The following is a 13,422-nucleotide window of genomic DNA, read 5'->3' as shown; positions in this document are numbered from 1 at the left end:
CTCTTACAGCAAGCAAACCCCCAGCGCCCCAAAGGCCTGGGGGTTTTGTTTTTTCTGGAAACCAAAACACCCTCTGAGCTGGTCACTGTTTCCGCTCGATGGGGATATTGCTCATTGATTGGTGGATTGCTCCATGCAACTGCAAGACATTCTTTATTCGCAAGGGTTTGGAACCCGTCGTGTATGTGCCGGCCTGGTGCAGCAGGGCTGGGTGGAAATCTATTCGCGTGACGACGTATCGGCCGCGCCCGAGAAGTGCACGGACTCGACCGCCGACTTCGACCCCGAAGGCCTGCGTTTTCGCGTCCAGGGCGTGGACTGGGAATACCACGCCAAGGGCTATATCGTGCTGCACAAGCCGGCGGGCACCGAATGCTCGCAAAAGCCTTCGACCTATCCGAGCATCTATACATTGCTGCCTCCTCCACTGCGCCAGCGGCCGTGCAAGAGCGCAATCCAGGGCCTGCAGGCCGTGGGCCGGCTGGACCAGGATACGACGGGCATGCTGCTGCTCAGCGATGACGGCCAGTTCATCCACCGCATGAGCTCACCCAAGAAGCATGTGCCCAAGGTCTATCGCGTGACGGCCAAGCATCCCGTGACGCAGGAGATGGTGGATCAACTGCTGGCCGGCGTGGTGCTCGATGACGACCCCAAGCCCGTCAAGGCCGCGGCCTGCGTGCTGGTCGACAGCCATGTGCTGGATTTGACGTTGACCGAAGGCAAGTACCACCAGGTCAAGCGCATGCTGGCGGCCGTGGGCAACCGGGTCGAAGGCCTGCACCGCGCACGCATGGGCAGCCTGGACCTGCCTGCCGATCTGGCACCGGGTCAGTGGCGCTGGCTCACGGCCGAGGATATGGAAAAGCTCAAGGGCTGAGCTTGCGCTTGTCGGGCCTCCGACAGGCGCTCAAGCTCGGGTGCAGGCGGCATCCCTGGATAGGCCGGTCTTTGAAACCGGCCCTTCGACATGTTCAGGGCGAACGGTGATCTAGGCTTGCTTACCGCGAAGAGGTGCGTATCGGCTGGGGCAGGAACTGTATGCCCGTGCGCTGCACCAGTTCCTCGTAGCTGATGGGCTTGGAGACGCGTTCGGCGTCGTCATTGGCTTGCCAGTGGGCCCAGGACCTGTGCGTCGTGGCGTCGTAGACCAGTTTGTAGAGGTGACTGGGCACGCGCACCTGGCCGTCGCCTATGGTGCCGCTGTTGGTGTCAAAGACCGGCCCGGTGAAGACGTAGACGTCGCCCTTGGCGCGCTGCGCGTAGCTGCGCGTGTCTTTCTCTATGCGTGCCCAGGGGCCGCCATTTTGCTTAGCGGACTGGGGCACCATGTTGGCCAGCGAGAAGCTCTGCGCCATGGCCTGGGCCGTGGGCATGTCGCCCGCGGGGGCCATATGGCCGCGCGAGTAGCCCGAGCGCTTGTAGTCGCCCAGTTCAGCACGCTCGGCACGCGGCAGGCGGGCGTCGGCGAAGAACTTGTTGGTGCGTTTTTCGTCGGCGTCGTCGATGGCCGCGCGGTTCAGGCGCTGCACCACATAGACCGGGGTCTTGCTTTCGCCGTTGTGCAGCACGGCAAAGGCTTCATAGCACAGCGCACGCAGCTTGCCGACATGGGGCGCTGCGGGTGGAGCCGGCACATGACCTTCGACGAAGAACGCCGGGCAATCGGCGAAGGCCTTGGCGGGTAGCGGGGTGAGGGTGGGGAAAGGCTTGGCGGAGACGGTTGCCGCCGTTGCAGCCAGGGCTGCTGCAACTGTGACGCGCCAGGCAAGGCGCGCCATGGAATGACCAAAATTCACTGCGTTCATCGGGCCGAAGGCCGCTATCCAGAAGATGCAACAAAGCCGTGCGACAGGGTGCCGAACGGCGCGAAACCAGGCCGCATCGAAGCGGCTGGCGAAGCTCGAGGATGCATCAAAAAAGTGAGCGCAAAAGCGAGTTCGGCCGAAGTTTCGCGTTGCAATACGTACGCTTATGACCCCGCCGTGGCGGCGCCGGGCCGGCAACCGTAGAATGCGAGCCTCTCGGGCGCCAGGGAGCGCCTCGCCGCGAAAGGCATGCGCCTGTTTCGCGATCCGACTGTTTTACGAACGCGGAGCTCCGGCTTGCCTGGGTGCCGGCCATGTGGCCCGCCGGCGCTGCCGTTGGCTCCGTGCGCTGCCGATGAATTCCACTGTTTCACCTTCTTCCTGGGCCATGCAATGCACGGCCTTCGACACACCGCGCGCCGATGCGCTGCGCGTGCAGTCCGATGTGCTCGTGGTGGTGTCTGCCCACGGCCTTATCGAGGAAGTGATCGCACGCGACGACCCGCGCTGGGCTGCGCAGCGCGAACGCCATGCGGCTGCGGGCCAGTTGCATGCGCTGCCGGCGGGCAGTTATCTGCTGCCTGGCCTGATCGACGTGCATGTGCATGCGCCGCAATGGCCGCAGATGGGCAAGGCGCTCGATGTGCCGCTCGAAGACTGGCTGCAGCAGAACACTTTTCCGCTCGAGGCGCGTTATGGCGATGAAGTGTTTGCCGAAAGCGTCTACCGGCCTTTGGTGCGCCAGTTGCTGGCGAACGGCACGACCACGGCCATGTACTTCGGTACGCTGCATGACAACGGCAATCGCGTGCTGGCCGAGCAGTGCCTGCGCCAGGGCCAGCGCGCTCTGGTGGGACGCGTGGCCATGGACGAGCCCAGCCAGTGCCCGGCCTTCTACCGCGATGCGAGTGCCCAGGTGGCGATTGACGGCACCGAAGCGTTCATCGATGCGCTGGCGCGCTTGCCCGGAAATGCCGCTGGCCTGGTGCTGCCGGTGATCACGCCGCGCTTCATTCCCAGCTGCACCGATGAGTTGCTTGCAGGACTGGGGGCGCTGGCGCAGCGCACCGGCGTGCATGTGCAGACCCATTGCTCGGAAAGCGACTGGGCCCACCAGCATGTGCTTGCGCGCACGGGCATGACCGACGCCCATGCGTTGCACCGCTTCGGTTTGCTGACACGGCGTACCGTGGTCGCGCATGCAAACTTCCTCACGCCTGCCGACGTGGCGCTGATGGCCGATGTGGGTGCATCGGTGGCGCATTGCCCGCTGTCGAATTTCTATTTCGCCAACAGCGTGTTTCCCGCGCGCGCGGGACATGCGCAGCGCATGGGCATGGGCCTGGGCAGCGATATTTCTGGCGGCTATAGCCCCTCGATGTTCGATGCCTGCCGGCATGCGATCACGGCGTCGTATGCGCTCGATGAAGGCGTGGACCCGGATCTGCCGGCCGCGCAGCGCGGGCGCCACAACGCGCGCATAGACCATGTGTTCGCGCTGTGGCTGGCGACGGCTGCGGGCGGCGCAGCGCTGGATCTGCCTGTCGGCCGCATCGAGGCCGGCCAGATGTTCGATGCCATCGTCGTCGACTGCGATGCGTCCGACTCCAATATCTGCATCTGGCCGGGCAGCGACAGCCCCGCCGACGTGCTGCAGAAGATCATCTACAACGCGACGCGCGCCAATGTGGCCCAGACCTGGGTGCAGGGCGCCTTGGTCCACCGCCGCGTCGCGCTCTGAATCCCTTTACTTCCTTTGCTGACTGCAGCGCCCAATGACCGAACCTACTGCTTATGAAGGGCGCCTGATCGCCCAGCCCGATGACCGCGTCACCGTTCTCAAGGCCTTGCTGCTCGGTGTGCAGCATGTGATGGCCATGGATGTTTATGTCGTGCCGTTCATCATTGCTTCCGCCCTGGCGCTGTCCCAGGCCGATTCGGCGTCGCTGATCCAGTCCACGTTTCTCGCCGCCGGCATAGCGACCATCATCCAGACCGCGTGGTGCATGCGCATGCCCGTGGCGCAAGGCCCGTCGTACATTCCGCTGGGAGCGATCATCGCCGTGGCCCTGGCGGGTGGCGCCGGCCTGAGCGGCATGGGCGCGGTGTATGGCGCGCTGATTCCCGGCGCGCTGCTGGTGATCGCGCTGGGCGCGCTGGGGTGGTTTCACCGGCTGATCCGCTGGCTGGTGCCGCCCATCGTCGGCGGCTCCATCATTTTGGTCGTCGGTCTGTCGCTGCTGCCGATTGCGCTCACGGCCAATGTGTTCGCCGTGCATGGCAATTCGACCATCAATCTGAACATTGCGCTGGCAGCGCTGTCGGCGGCGCTGCTGGTGGTGGCGATGATGATAGGCCTGCGTTTCAACAACCGTGCGGGCACCTGGGTGCGGCTGCTGTCGGTGGTGATCGCGCTGGTGGGCGGCACCATTGCGGCGTCATTCGTCGGCCAGTTCTCTTTCGATGCGGTATCTGCCGCACCCTGGCTGATGCTGCCGAAGATGGCGTTTGTCGATTACCAGCTGCAGTTCTCGCTGCCCGCAATCCTGACGTTCGTGCTGATCTACATGGTGGTGATGGCAGAAACGACCGGCACCTGGTTCGCGGTATCGGCGGTGATCAACCAGCCCATCACCGACAAGCAGCTCGACCGCGGCGCGATAGGCGAAGGCATTGGCTGCGGCGTGGCCGCGTTGATAGGCGCCACGCCGGTCACGGGCTACTCGACCAACGCCGGCGTGATTTCCATCACCGGCGTCGCCAGCCGCATGGTGTTCGTGGCGATTGGCGTGGTGCTGGCGGTGCTGGGTTTTGTCGGCAAGTTCTCGGCCCTGATTGCGGCGATTCCCGCGCCCGTGATCGGCGGCGTGTTTGCCGTGGTCTGCATCACGATCTCGATGGCCGGCATTCGCATACTGCGCCATGTGCATCTCGATGAACGCGCGATGCTGGTGGTGGGCATTCCGCTGATCTGCGCGTTCTTCGCGACGCTCGCGCCCAAGGAGTGGCTGCAGTCTCTGCCCGACATGCTGCAGTATCTGCTGGGCTCGGCCGTGACCGTGGGCGCGATGGCGGCGATGGTGATGAATCTGATCTTGCCGAAGGTGGCGCAAACCGAGGGGCGCGAGCAGGCCTGAGGACAGGCCGCTCAATCGATGGATGCACTCCAGCGGTTGTTCCATTCGCCGCCGCGCGCGCGGTCTATGTCGCGGCGGTCGCGTTTGGTGGGGCGGCCGTCGGTGAGCGTGTCGGCCGGCTCGGGCGCAAGCCTGCGCTGCTCGGCCAGGCGCTCGCGTTCGGCCAGGCTTTCGGGGGTTTCCTCGTAGAGGCCCTGGGCCACGGGTGCCGGGCCGCGCCCTGGCATCAGCCCGCGCACGACCACGGTGCGCACCACAGGCCCCTGGCGCAACACCAGGGTATCGCCCGGGCGCAGGTCGCGCGAAGCCTTGGCGTTCTGGCCGTTGACCGTGACCCGGCCCTTGCCGATCTCCTCCACGGCCAGGCTGCGCGTCTTGTAGAAACGCGCGCACCAAAGCCACTTGTCCAGACGCATGGTTTGCAGTTCGCTCATGGGTGAAATTGTGCCTGTTCAGGTACGCAGTGCGCTAGTCCCCATGCGCGCATCGTGGGACATGGTGTCGCGGCAACGCAGCGTGACCACGGCGTCCAGCCCGGCGGGAATGCCGTCTTGCGCGGCGCTGCGGTTGCGCAGCTGCAAGTGCCCGCCCAGCGCCTGCACGATTTCATGGCAGATGGCCAGGCCCAGGCCCGAGCCGGCCTGCACGTCGCCCGCGGAAAACGGCTGGAACAGGCGCTGGGCCAGTTCATCGCTGATGCCCGGGCCGCTGTCGCTGATGCACAGCCGGGCTTCGCCGCCGTGGCCGTCGGCCGCGGGCCGCAGCGTGAGCTGCACGCGCAGCCAGCCCGAAGCCGGCGAGTAATGCACGGCGTTGTGCAGCAGGTTGCGCGTGAGTTCGCGCAGCATCCAGGCATGGGCGCCGATGTTCACGGGCTGGGGCGCCTGCAGCTCGAAGTCGAGGTTCTTCTCCGCGATCAGTGGCGACAGATCGAGCGCGATCTCGCGCACGATGTCGTCCCAGGCGCAGGGCGGTGCGGGCGCATCCTGCTGGCGCAACTGCTCGACCTTGGCCAGCGACAGCATCTGGTTGGCAAGCTGGGTCGCGCGCTCCACCGTGGCGCCGATTTCGGCAAAGGCCTGGGCCGCTGGCACATCGCCGCGCTGCGCCGACTGCACCTGGGTCTTGAGCACGGCCAGCGGCGTGCGCAATTGATGGGAGGCATCGCGCACAAAGCGCTTCTGGTGGGCGAGCAGCAGGCGCAGGCGCTGCATCACCTGATTGGTGGCCTGCACCAGCGGCTGCAGTTCGCGGGCGGCCGTGGGCGCCTGCAAGGGGCTCAGGTCGCCCTGCGTGCGTGCCTGCAGCGCCGCGCTGAGTGCGCGCACCGGCTGGGTGGCGCGCTGCACGACCAGCACGACAATGAGAGCGACCACGGCCACGAGCAGCGCCTGGCTGGCCAGCGTGCGCCACAGGATGGGCCAGGCCTGGGCCTGGCGCAGCTCCAGCGTCTCGGCGACCTGGATCACGGCCATGCCCCGGCCTTCGGCACTGGCCACGGGCTGCAGCAGCACGGCCATGCGCACCGGCGCGCCGCGGAACTGCGCATCGTAGAAATCGACCAGCGCCGCATAGGGCGGGCGCTGCGGAATCTGGCCACGCCACATGGGCAGCTCGGCAAAGCCCGAGACCATTTCGCCGTCTATGGTCGAGACGCGGTAGAACATGCGGCTCTGGTTGTCGGCCTCGAAGATCTCCAGTGCGGAGTAGGGCACGAGCGCGCGCAGCTCGGCTTCGTCGTCGTAGCCGAACACGCCCAGCTGTTCGCTGATGCTCTTGGCCGAGGCCAGCAGCGTGCGGTCGTAGGCGGTGTTGAGCGCAGTCAGTGTCTGCCGGTGCAGGCTCCAGGTGTTGAAGGCAATCAGCAGCAGCACCGGAACCAGGATGCCGACCAGCAGTTGCCGGCGCAGCGACCATGCGGGGCGAAGCGGCGCGCGCGCGCTGGCCATGGCGCTCAGTCTTCGGCCTTGAGCAGATAGCCCAGGCCGCGCAGCGTCATCAGCGTCACGCCCGTGCCGGCGAGCTTCTTGCGCAGCCGGTAGACGACGACTTCGACAGCTTCGTATTGCACTTCGGTCTCGCCGGGAAACACCAGCGCGAACAGCCGCTCCTTGGCCACCGCATGGCCGGGCCGGGCGATCAGCGCCTGGATCAGCGCGCGTTCGCGCGGCGTCAGATCGAGCGGCTCTCCCCAGGCGTAGAGCGCGCCGCTTTGCTTCTCGTAGCGCAGCGCGCCCAGCACCGATTCCTCCTGGGCCGGCGGGCTGGTCAGGCCGGTACTGCGGCGTAGCAGCGCGCGCAGACGCGCTTCGAGTTCATCGAGATCAAACGGTTTGGTCAGATAGTCGTCGGCGCCGGCGTTCAGGCCCAGCACGCGGTCGCCGACGGTGTCGCGCGCGGTAAGGATCAGCACGGGCGTGCGCAAGCCTTTCTGGCGCGCGGCATCGAGCACCTGCAGACCGTCGAGGCCGGGCAGGCTCAGGTCGAGAACCACGGCGTCGGGCGGGCTGGCGAGCCATTCGCTCAGCGCGGCCGGGCCGTCGGCCGCGGTGCGCACCTGCATGCCGCGGCGCGCAAGCGTGCGCTGCAGCGTTTCACGCATCGCGGGATCATCTTCAACAAGCAACAGGCGCATGGGGGCGCAGATTATCACCTGGCGGGCGCAGCCGCCGTTGCGGGGCCTTGGTCAACGCGGGTTTAGGGGATTACACCTAGGACTGCGTACAGCCTTTTGACAGGTGCCTGTCGCATGATTGCGCGGCAAGACTTCGATAAAACCTAAGGAGACAACCATGCGCCGAGACACCTTCCTTCACTCCCTGGCCGCCCTGGCCGTTGGCGGTGCGCTGCCCCTGAGCGCCCAGGCTTCGCAGGCCATCAAGATGATGCTGCCGGCCAACCCGGGCGGCGGCTGGGACAGCACGGGCCGGGCGCTGGGCAAGGCCTTGCAGGATGCGGGCGTGGCCTCTTCGGTGACGTATGACAACAAGGGCGGCGCCGCCGGTGCCATCGGCCTGGCGCAGTTCGTCAATGGCAGCAAGGGCGACCCGAACGCCATGATGGTGATGGGCGCCGTGATGCTGGGCGGCATCATCACCGGCAAGCCGCCGGTGAACCTGACCCAGGCGACGCCGCTGGCGCGCCTGACCAGCGAATACAACGTCTTCGTGCTGCCCACCAACTCGCCCTACAAGAGCATGGCCGATGTCGTGGCCCAGCTCAAGAAGGACCCGGGCAGCATCAAGTGGGGCGGCGGTTCGCGTGGCTCGACCGAGCACATCGCCGCGGCGATGATTGCGCGCGCCGTGGGCGTGGACCCGGCCAAGATCAACTACGTCGCGTTCCGTGGCGGCGGTGAAGCCATTTCTGCCATTCTGGGCGGCAACGTCACCGTGGGCGGCAGCGGCTACAGCGAGTTTGCCGAATACATCGCCACCGGCAAGATGAAGCCCATCGCGGTGACATCGGCCCAGCGCCTCGCGGGCTCCAATGTGCCCACGCTCAAGGAGCAGGGCATCGACGTGGAAATCGGCAACTGGCGCGGCGTCTATGGCGCTCCCGGCATCAGCCGCGAGCAGCGCGATGCGCTGATCGCCTCGCTCGACAAGGCGGTCAAGAGCAAGTCGTGGGCCGAAGCGATGAAGAAGAACGACTGGACATCGGCCTGGCTGGCCGGCGATGCGTTCGCCAATTTCGTCGACAACGAGTTCGCGAGCCTGCGCGCGACCATGGTCAAGTCCGGCATGGTGTAAGGCCGCCAGCCTGGTGGCCGGGACATGCCCGGGCCAGGCCAGTGCCGGCGCAACGCGCCGGTTTTTTCCATCGTTCCGCTGTGTGAAGTCCGTGGTCCCAGACCAGGGGGATTTGCGCGCGGCGCGTGTTTGGTGCAGGTACGCAGATGACCGATCCCAGCCCCCACGATTCTTCCGATATTTCTCTTTCCTCCAGCGCCAGCGCGATTCCCGGTGTGCAACTGCAGACCGTGGTCGGTGCGGGCGTGCTGCTGGTCGCGGCCGGCCTGGCCGTGGGCGCACTGGGCATTCCCGGCGACGCCGGCTATGGCGGCGTGGGCCCCAACTTCCTGCCCTGGGTCTGCGCGCTGGTGCTGGCGCTGTGCGGCGCCTGGCTGGTCTGGGAGGCGCGCACCGGCGGCTACCGCGCTATGGGCGAGCCCACGGGCAGCGCCAAGGCCGACTGGAGCGCGGCGGTCTGGGTTTCGGCCGGCCTGCTGCTCAACGCTGCGCTGATCACCACGCTGGGCTTCATTTTGAGCTGCACGCTGTGCTACGTGCTGGCGGTGCAGGGACTGCGCCGCGCTGCGGGCCAGGCGGGCGCGCGTGAACCGCGCACCTGGGCCATTGATGTGTTCACGGGCCTGTGCATCTCGGCGCCGGTGTTCTGGGTCTTCACGCAGTTTTTGGCGATCAATTTGCCGGGTCTGACCGGGACGGGGTGGCTGTAATGGAAATTCTTGATGCCTTGATGGCGGGCTTTGCAACTGCCATTACGCCAGGCAATCTGCTGTGGGCCCTCGTGGGCTGTGCGCTGGGTACGGCCGTGGGCGTGCTGCCCGGCATTGGCCCCGCTGTGGCCGTCGCCATGCTGCTGCCCATCACCGCCAAGGTCGAAGTCACGGCCTCGATGATCTTCTTCGCCGGTATCTACTACGGCGCCATGTATGGTGGCTCGACCACCTCCATCTTGCTGAATACGCCCGGGGAGACGGCGAGCATGGTCACGGCCATGGAAGGCAACAAGATGGCCAAGAGCGGGCGCGCGGGCGCGGCGCTGGCCACGGCGGCGATTGGCTCGTTTGTCGCGGGAACGATTGCCACGGTGGTGGTCACCTTGTTCGCGCCTACGGTTGCGGAATTCGCGGTGCGCCTGGGCCCACCGGAATACTTCATGCTGATGGTGCTGGCGTTCACCACGGTGAGCGCGGTGCTGGGTCAAAGCCGGGTGCGCGGCATGACTGCGCTGTTCATCGGTCTGGCTGCCGGCTGCATAGGCATGGACCAGATTTCGGGTGCGGCACGCTACACCGGCGGCAAGATGGAACTGCTGGACGGCATCGACATCGTGCTGGTGGCCGTGGGCCTGTTCGCCGTGGCCGAAGTGCTCTATGCGGCGCTGTACGAAGGTCGCACCAAGGACACGCAGAACCACATGGGCCGGGTGCACATGACGCGCCTGGACTGGAAGCGTTCGGTGCCGGCCTGGCTGCGCGGCACCGTGATCGGCACGCCTTTCGGTTGCATTCCCGCGGGCGGCACCGAGATTCCGACGTTCCTGAGCTATGCGGCTGAAAAGAAGCTGGCCAAGGGCACAAACAAGGACGAGTTCGGCCGCCAGGGCGCGATCGAAGGCGTGGCCGGCCCCGAAGCGGCAAACAACGCGACCGTGACGGCCGCGCTGATTCCGCTGCTGACGCTGGGCATTCCCACCAGCAACACCACGGCCGTGCTGCTGGGCGCGTTCCAGAACTACGGCATCAACCCCGGCCCGCAGCTGTTCACGACATCCGCAACGCTGGTCTGGGCGCTGATCGCTTCGCTGTACATCGGCAATCTGATGCTGCTGGTGCTCAACCTGCCCATGGTGGGCCTGTGGGTCAAGCTGCTGAAGATCCCCAAGCCGCAGCTGTATGCGGGCATTCTGATCTTCGCCACCGTCGGTGCCTACGGCATGCGCCAAAGCGCGTTCGATCTGTTTCTGCTCTATGGCATCGGCCTGTTGGGTGTGTTGATGCGGCGCTTCGACTTCCCCACGGCGCCCGTGGTGGTCGGCATGATTCTGGGCCCCCTGGCCGAGGCGCAGATGCGCAACGCGGTGTCGATAGGCGAAGGCAGCTGGCTGATCTTCCTGCAACGTCCGATGTCGCTGACGCTGATCATCATCGTGCTGGCGGTGCTGATCGTGCCGCGCCTGCTGCAGCGCCGCGCCAGAACCTGATTGTTTCTTCCTGTGTTTGCCTTTCAGCCCGCGAGTCTCTCGCGGGCTTTTTTTATGCGCGCTGCAGGCCCTCGATCAGCGCGTCGATGGTGACGCGCTGGCGCGCGGTCATGCGCGTGGTTTTGGTCCACAGCACATGGATGGGCAGGGGTTCGGGCTGGGCGTCGCGCAGCACCACCTGCAGCTTCCCCGCACGCACTTCGTCTGCCACAAACCAGCCCGGCAATTGCGCCAGCCCCAGGGCGGCGAGCGCAGCGTCCTTGACCGCAGCCAGGTCGCTCACGCGCAGCCGTACGCGGTGCCGGGGCCGCTGCGTTCCGGCCGCATCACTGAACTGCCAGGCTTCGGCGGCATCGCCGCGCAGCCGCGCAATGCCGTCGTGATCGGCCAGCGCATCGAGCGTGCAGGGCTCGCCGCGCCTGGCCAGGTAGGCGGGCGCGGCGCACAGCCACAGCGCCTGCTCGCCGAGCCGGCGCGCTACATGCGAGGCGCTGTCTTCGAGCCGGCCAATGCGCAGCGCGATGTCGACATGCTCCTCGACCAGATCGACGGCGTGGCTCGACAGCAGCAGATCGAGATCGAGCGCGGGATGGCGCGCCAGCAATCCGCTGAGCACCGGCAGCACGCAGATACGCCCGTAGAGCGTGGGCAGCGCGATGCGCACCCGACCTGTGGGCTGAACGCGCCGTTCGGCGAGGGCCGATTCAGCCTGGTCCAGCTCCGCAAGCGCGCGCAGGCAGCTTTCGTGGAATGCCTGGCCTTCGTCGGTCAGCGCCATGCGCCGTGTCGTGCGCTCGAACAGACGCACGCCCAGGCGCTGCTCCAGCCGCGCGACCGCCTTGCCCACGCTCGAGGCCGATAGGCCCAGCTGGCGCGAAGCGAGGCTGAAGCTGCCGCACTCGACGGCGCGCACGAACGCCTGGATGCCTTGAAACCGATCAAAGGATTGCATGCGAGATTCGATAGTTGGATGCTCTTGTGTTGTGGTCGATTCTATGGATTCGATCCAGGGGTTACTTATTAGCATGGTCTGCTTTCGCCGGAGCTTCTGATTCATGCACATCTCGTCACACCGCCAGCGTTGGCTGGCCATGGCCGGCATCGCCATCGCCAGCTTTCTGGGCTGCATAGACTTCACCATCGTCAACACCGCGGTGCCCGCGATCCAGTCGGCCTTGCAGGCCGACATTGCCCAGGTGCAGTGGATAGTCACGGCTTTTGTCGTCGCGCTGTCGAGCTGCACCATTGCCGTGGGGCAACTGGCCGACCGCTACGGACGGCGCGAAGTGATGTTTGCCAGCATGGCGCTGTTTGCGCTGGCCTCGCTGGGCGCGGGCCTGGCGTCCAGCCTGGGCTGGCTGATCGCGTGGCGCGCGATCCAGGGCATGGCATGCGCAGGGCTTTACACCGCGTCGGCGGCGTTGGTGGCGGCGATGTTTCCCGAACAGCAGCGCGGCAAGGCGCTGGGCCTGTTGTTCAGCATCAACGGCCTGGGGCTGGCGCTGGGGCCCGTGGCCGGCGGCCTGCTGGTGGAGGCCTGGGGCTGGCGCGCGGTCTTTCTGGTCAATGTTCCGCTGATTGCGGCCGGCTTTGCGCTGTGCATGGGCCGGCTTTCTGTGGCTGCCGCATCCACATCGCGCGAGCGCTTTGACTGGCCGGGGGCGGTGCTGCTGCTCATGGTGCTGCCCTGCGCGCTCGCAGCCTTGATACACGGCAGCGACTGGGGCTGGGCTGCGCGCTCGACGCTGGGCCTGCTGGCCGTCGCCGCGCTGGCGGGCACGGCCTTGGTGGTGGTCGAACGGCGCGCGCCTACGCCGCTGCTGCGCTGGCCGCTGATCATTCAGCCGCGCTTTGCCGTCGCGGCGTGTGCCACCGCGGCGCTGGCGTTCTTCTATTGCGTGGCCTTCTTTCTGATGCCGCTGTATCTGGGCGAACTGCGCGGCCAGGACAGTGCAACCACGGGCTGGCTGCTGCTGCCCACGACGGCAGTGATGGCGCTGGTCTCGCCGCTGGCCGGCCGCGGCTGCGACCGTTTCGGCACCGGGCCTGTGATGGGCGCGGGCTTTGCGGCATTGCTGGTCTCGGCCCTGATGCAGTCCGCGTTTGACGCCAGCACGCCCTGGTCCTGGGTGCTGGCCGCATTTGCATTCATGGGCCTGGGCTGGGGCTGCGTGCTCGGGCCTTCGATGACGTCGGCGCTCACGGCCTTGCCGCCAGCGATGGCGGGCACCGCATTGGGCATGGCGACCACACTGCACAATCTGGGAGGTGCGCTGGGGCTGGCGATAGGCACGGTGCTGTACCGTTTTGCAGCGCAGGGCCGGGGATTCGTTGCGGGCTACCAATGGGTCATGTGGCTGCTGGCGGCGGTGTGTATCGGTACGTTGGCCGTGGTCTGGTTGGGGCGCAAGGCGCTGCGGGAGCGCAGCGCCTAGGCGCTTTCGGACCGGGCCCATTGGTGGCGTGCTTCCCGGCACTCGAACTCACCGCTCACCTGCATTCGAAACTTGTCGCCAGTTCACGGT

The 13,422-nt window shown here is 66.5% G+C and carries 12 protein-coding genes; 7 read left to right on the top strand and 5 right to left on the bottom strand.

All coding sequences use genetic code 11. The annotated features are described in order from the left end of the window. The first annotated feature begins 133 nt into the window (after nt 1–133). The gene (locus tag RR928_RS22000; protein ID WP_332539735.1) at nt 134–880 is read left to right on the top strand and encodes a 16S rRNA pseudouridine(516) synthase; all 747 of its coding nucleotides are present in this window, start codon (nt 134–136) and stop codon (nt 878–880) included. A 121-nt stretch (nt 881–1,001) separates the two neighbouring features. Here the strand turns inward: RR928_RS22000 and RR928_RS21995 are convergent, their stop codons facing one another. Continuing rightward, nucleotides 1,002–1,781, bottom strand: coding sequence for a DNA/RNA non-specific endonuclease (locus tag RR928_RS21995; RefSeq protein ID WP_332539734.1), 780 nt, complete (start codon nt 1,779–1,781; stop codon nt 1,002–1,004). A gap of 382 nt (nt 1,782–2,163) precedes the next feature. Here RR928_RS21995 and guaD point away from each other — a divergent pair, with 382 nt between their 5' ends. Continuing rightward, nucleotides 2,164–3,549, top strand: coding sequence for a guanine deaminase (gene guaD / locus RR928_RS21990; RefSeq protein WP_332684266.1), 1,386 nt, complete (start codon nt 2,164–2,166; stop codon nt 3,547–3,549). Nucleotides 3,550–3,583: 34 nt separating this feature from the next. Continuing rightward, nucleotides 3,584–4,945 carry a uracil-xanthine permease family protein gene (locus RR928_RS21985; protein ID WP_332539732.1) on the top strand — a complete coding sequence of 454 codons (1,362 nt, stop codon included), beginning with the start codon at nt 3,584–3,586 and terminating at the stop codon, nt 4,943–4,945. Between the two features lie 11 nt (nt 4,946–4,956). On the opposite strand, the gene RR928_RS21980 is transcribed toward RR928_RS21985, so the two are convergent. Genes RR928_RS21980 through RR928_RS21970 form a run of 3 tightly spaced genes read right to left on the bottom strand, consistent with a single transcriptional unit; the run spans nt 4,957 to nt 7,580 of the window. Next, entirely contained in the window at nt 4,957–5,379 is a 423-nt protein-coding gene (locus tag RR928_RS21980; protein ID WP_332539730.1) for an RNA-binding S4 domain-containing protein, read from the bottom strand. A gap of 18 nt (nt 5,380–5,397) precedes the next feature. Further along, nucleotides 5,398–6,894 (bottom strand): sensor histidine kinase, encoded by a 1,497-nt coding sequence (locus RR928_RS21975; RefSeq protein ID WP_332539728.1) that lies wholly within the window; start codon nt 6,892–6,894, stop codon nt 5,398–5,400. A gap of 5 nt (nt 6,895–6,899) precedes the next feature. Then, nucleotides 6,900–7,580, bottom strand: coding sequence for a response regulator transcription factor (locus RR928_RS21970; RefSeq protein WP_332539727.1), 681 nt, complete (start codon nt 7,578–7,580; stop codon nt 6,900–6,902). Nucleotides 7,581–7,737: 157 nt separating this feature from the next. Here RR928_RS21970 and RR928_RS21965 point away from each other — a divergent pair, with 157 nt between their 5' ends. The 3 genes from RR928_RS21965 to RR928_RS21955 all read left to right on the top strand — a co-directional run bounded on the left by RR928_RS21965 (nt 7,738) and on the right by RR928_RS21955 (nt 10,897). Beyond that, nucleotides 7,738–8,697, top strand: coding sequence for a Bug family tripartite tricarboxylate transporter substrate binding protein (locus RR928_RS21965; protein WP_332539726.1), 960 nt, complete (start codon nt 7,738–7,740; stop codon nt 8,695–8,697). A 146-nt stretch (nt 8,698–8,843) separates the two neighbouring features. Next, nucleotides 8,844–9,407: a tripartite tricarboxylate transporter TctB family protein gene (locus RR928_RS21960; RefSeq protein WP_332539724.1), complete on the top strand. Its 564-nt coding sequence runs from the start codon at nt 8,844–8,846 to the stop codon at nt 9,405–9,407. Beyond that, entirely contained in the window at nt 9,407–10,897 is a 1,491-nt protein-coding gene (locus tag RR928_RS21955) for a tripartite tricarboxylate transporter permease (RefSeq protein WP_332539723.1), read from the top strand. Before RR928_RS21960 ends, RR928_RS21955 begins: the two co-directional genes overlap by 1 nt. Nucleotides 10,898–10,949: 52 nt before the next feature. On the opposite strand, the gene RR928_RS21950 is transcribed toward RR928_RS21955, so the two are convergent. Next, entirely contained in the window at nt 10,950–11,849 is a 900-nt protein-coding gene (locus tag RR928_RS21950; protein WP_332684262.1) for a LysR family transcriptional regulator, read from the bottom strand. 103 nt (nt 11,850–11,952) lie between these two features. On the opposite strand from RR928_RS21950, the gene RR928_RS21945 reads away from it, so the two are divergent. After that, nucleotides 11,953–13,332: an MFS transporter gene (locus RR928_RS21945; RefSeq protein ID WP_332539721.1), complete on the top strand. Its 1,380-nt coding sequence runs from the start codon at nt 11,953–11,955 to the stop codon at nt 13,330–13,332. Nucleotides 13,333–13,422 lie beyond the last annotated feature (90 nt).

The sequence above is a fragment of the Comamonas sp. genome (assembly GCF_036666375.1).
GTDB lineage: Bacteria > Pseudomonadota > Gammaproteobacteria > Burkholderiales > Burkholderiaceae_C > Comamonas.
Note: the sequence above shows the minus strand (reverse complement) of the source record. Positions and strands in the feature narration are given on the sequence as shown.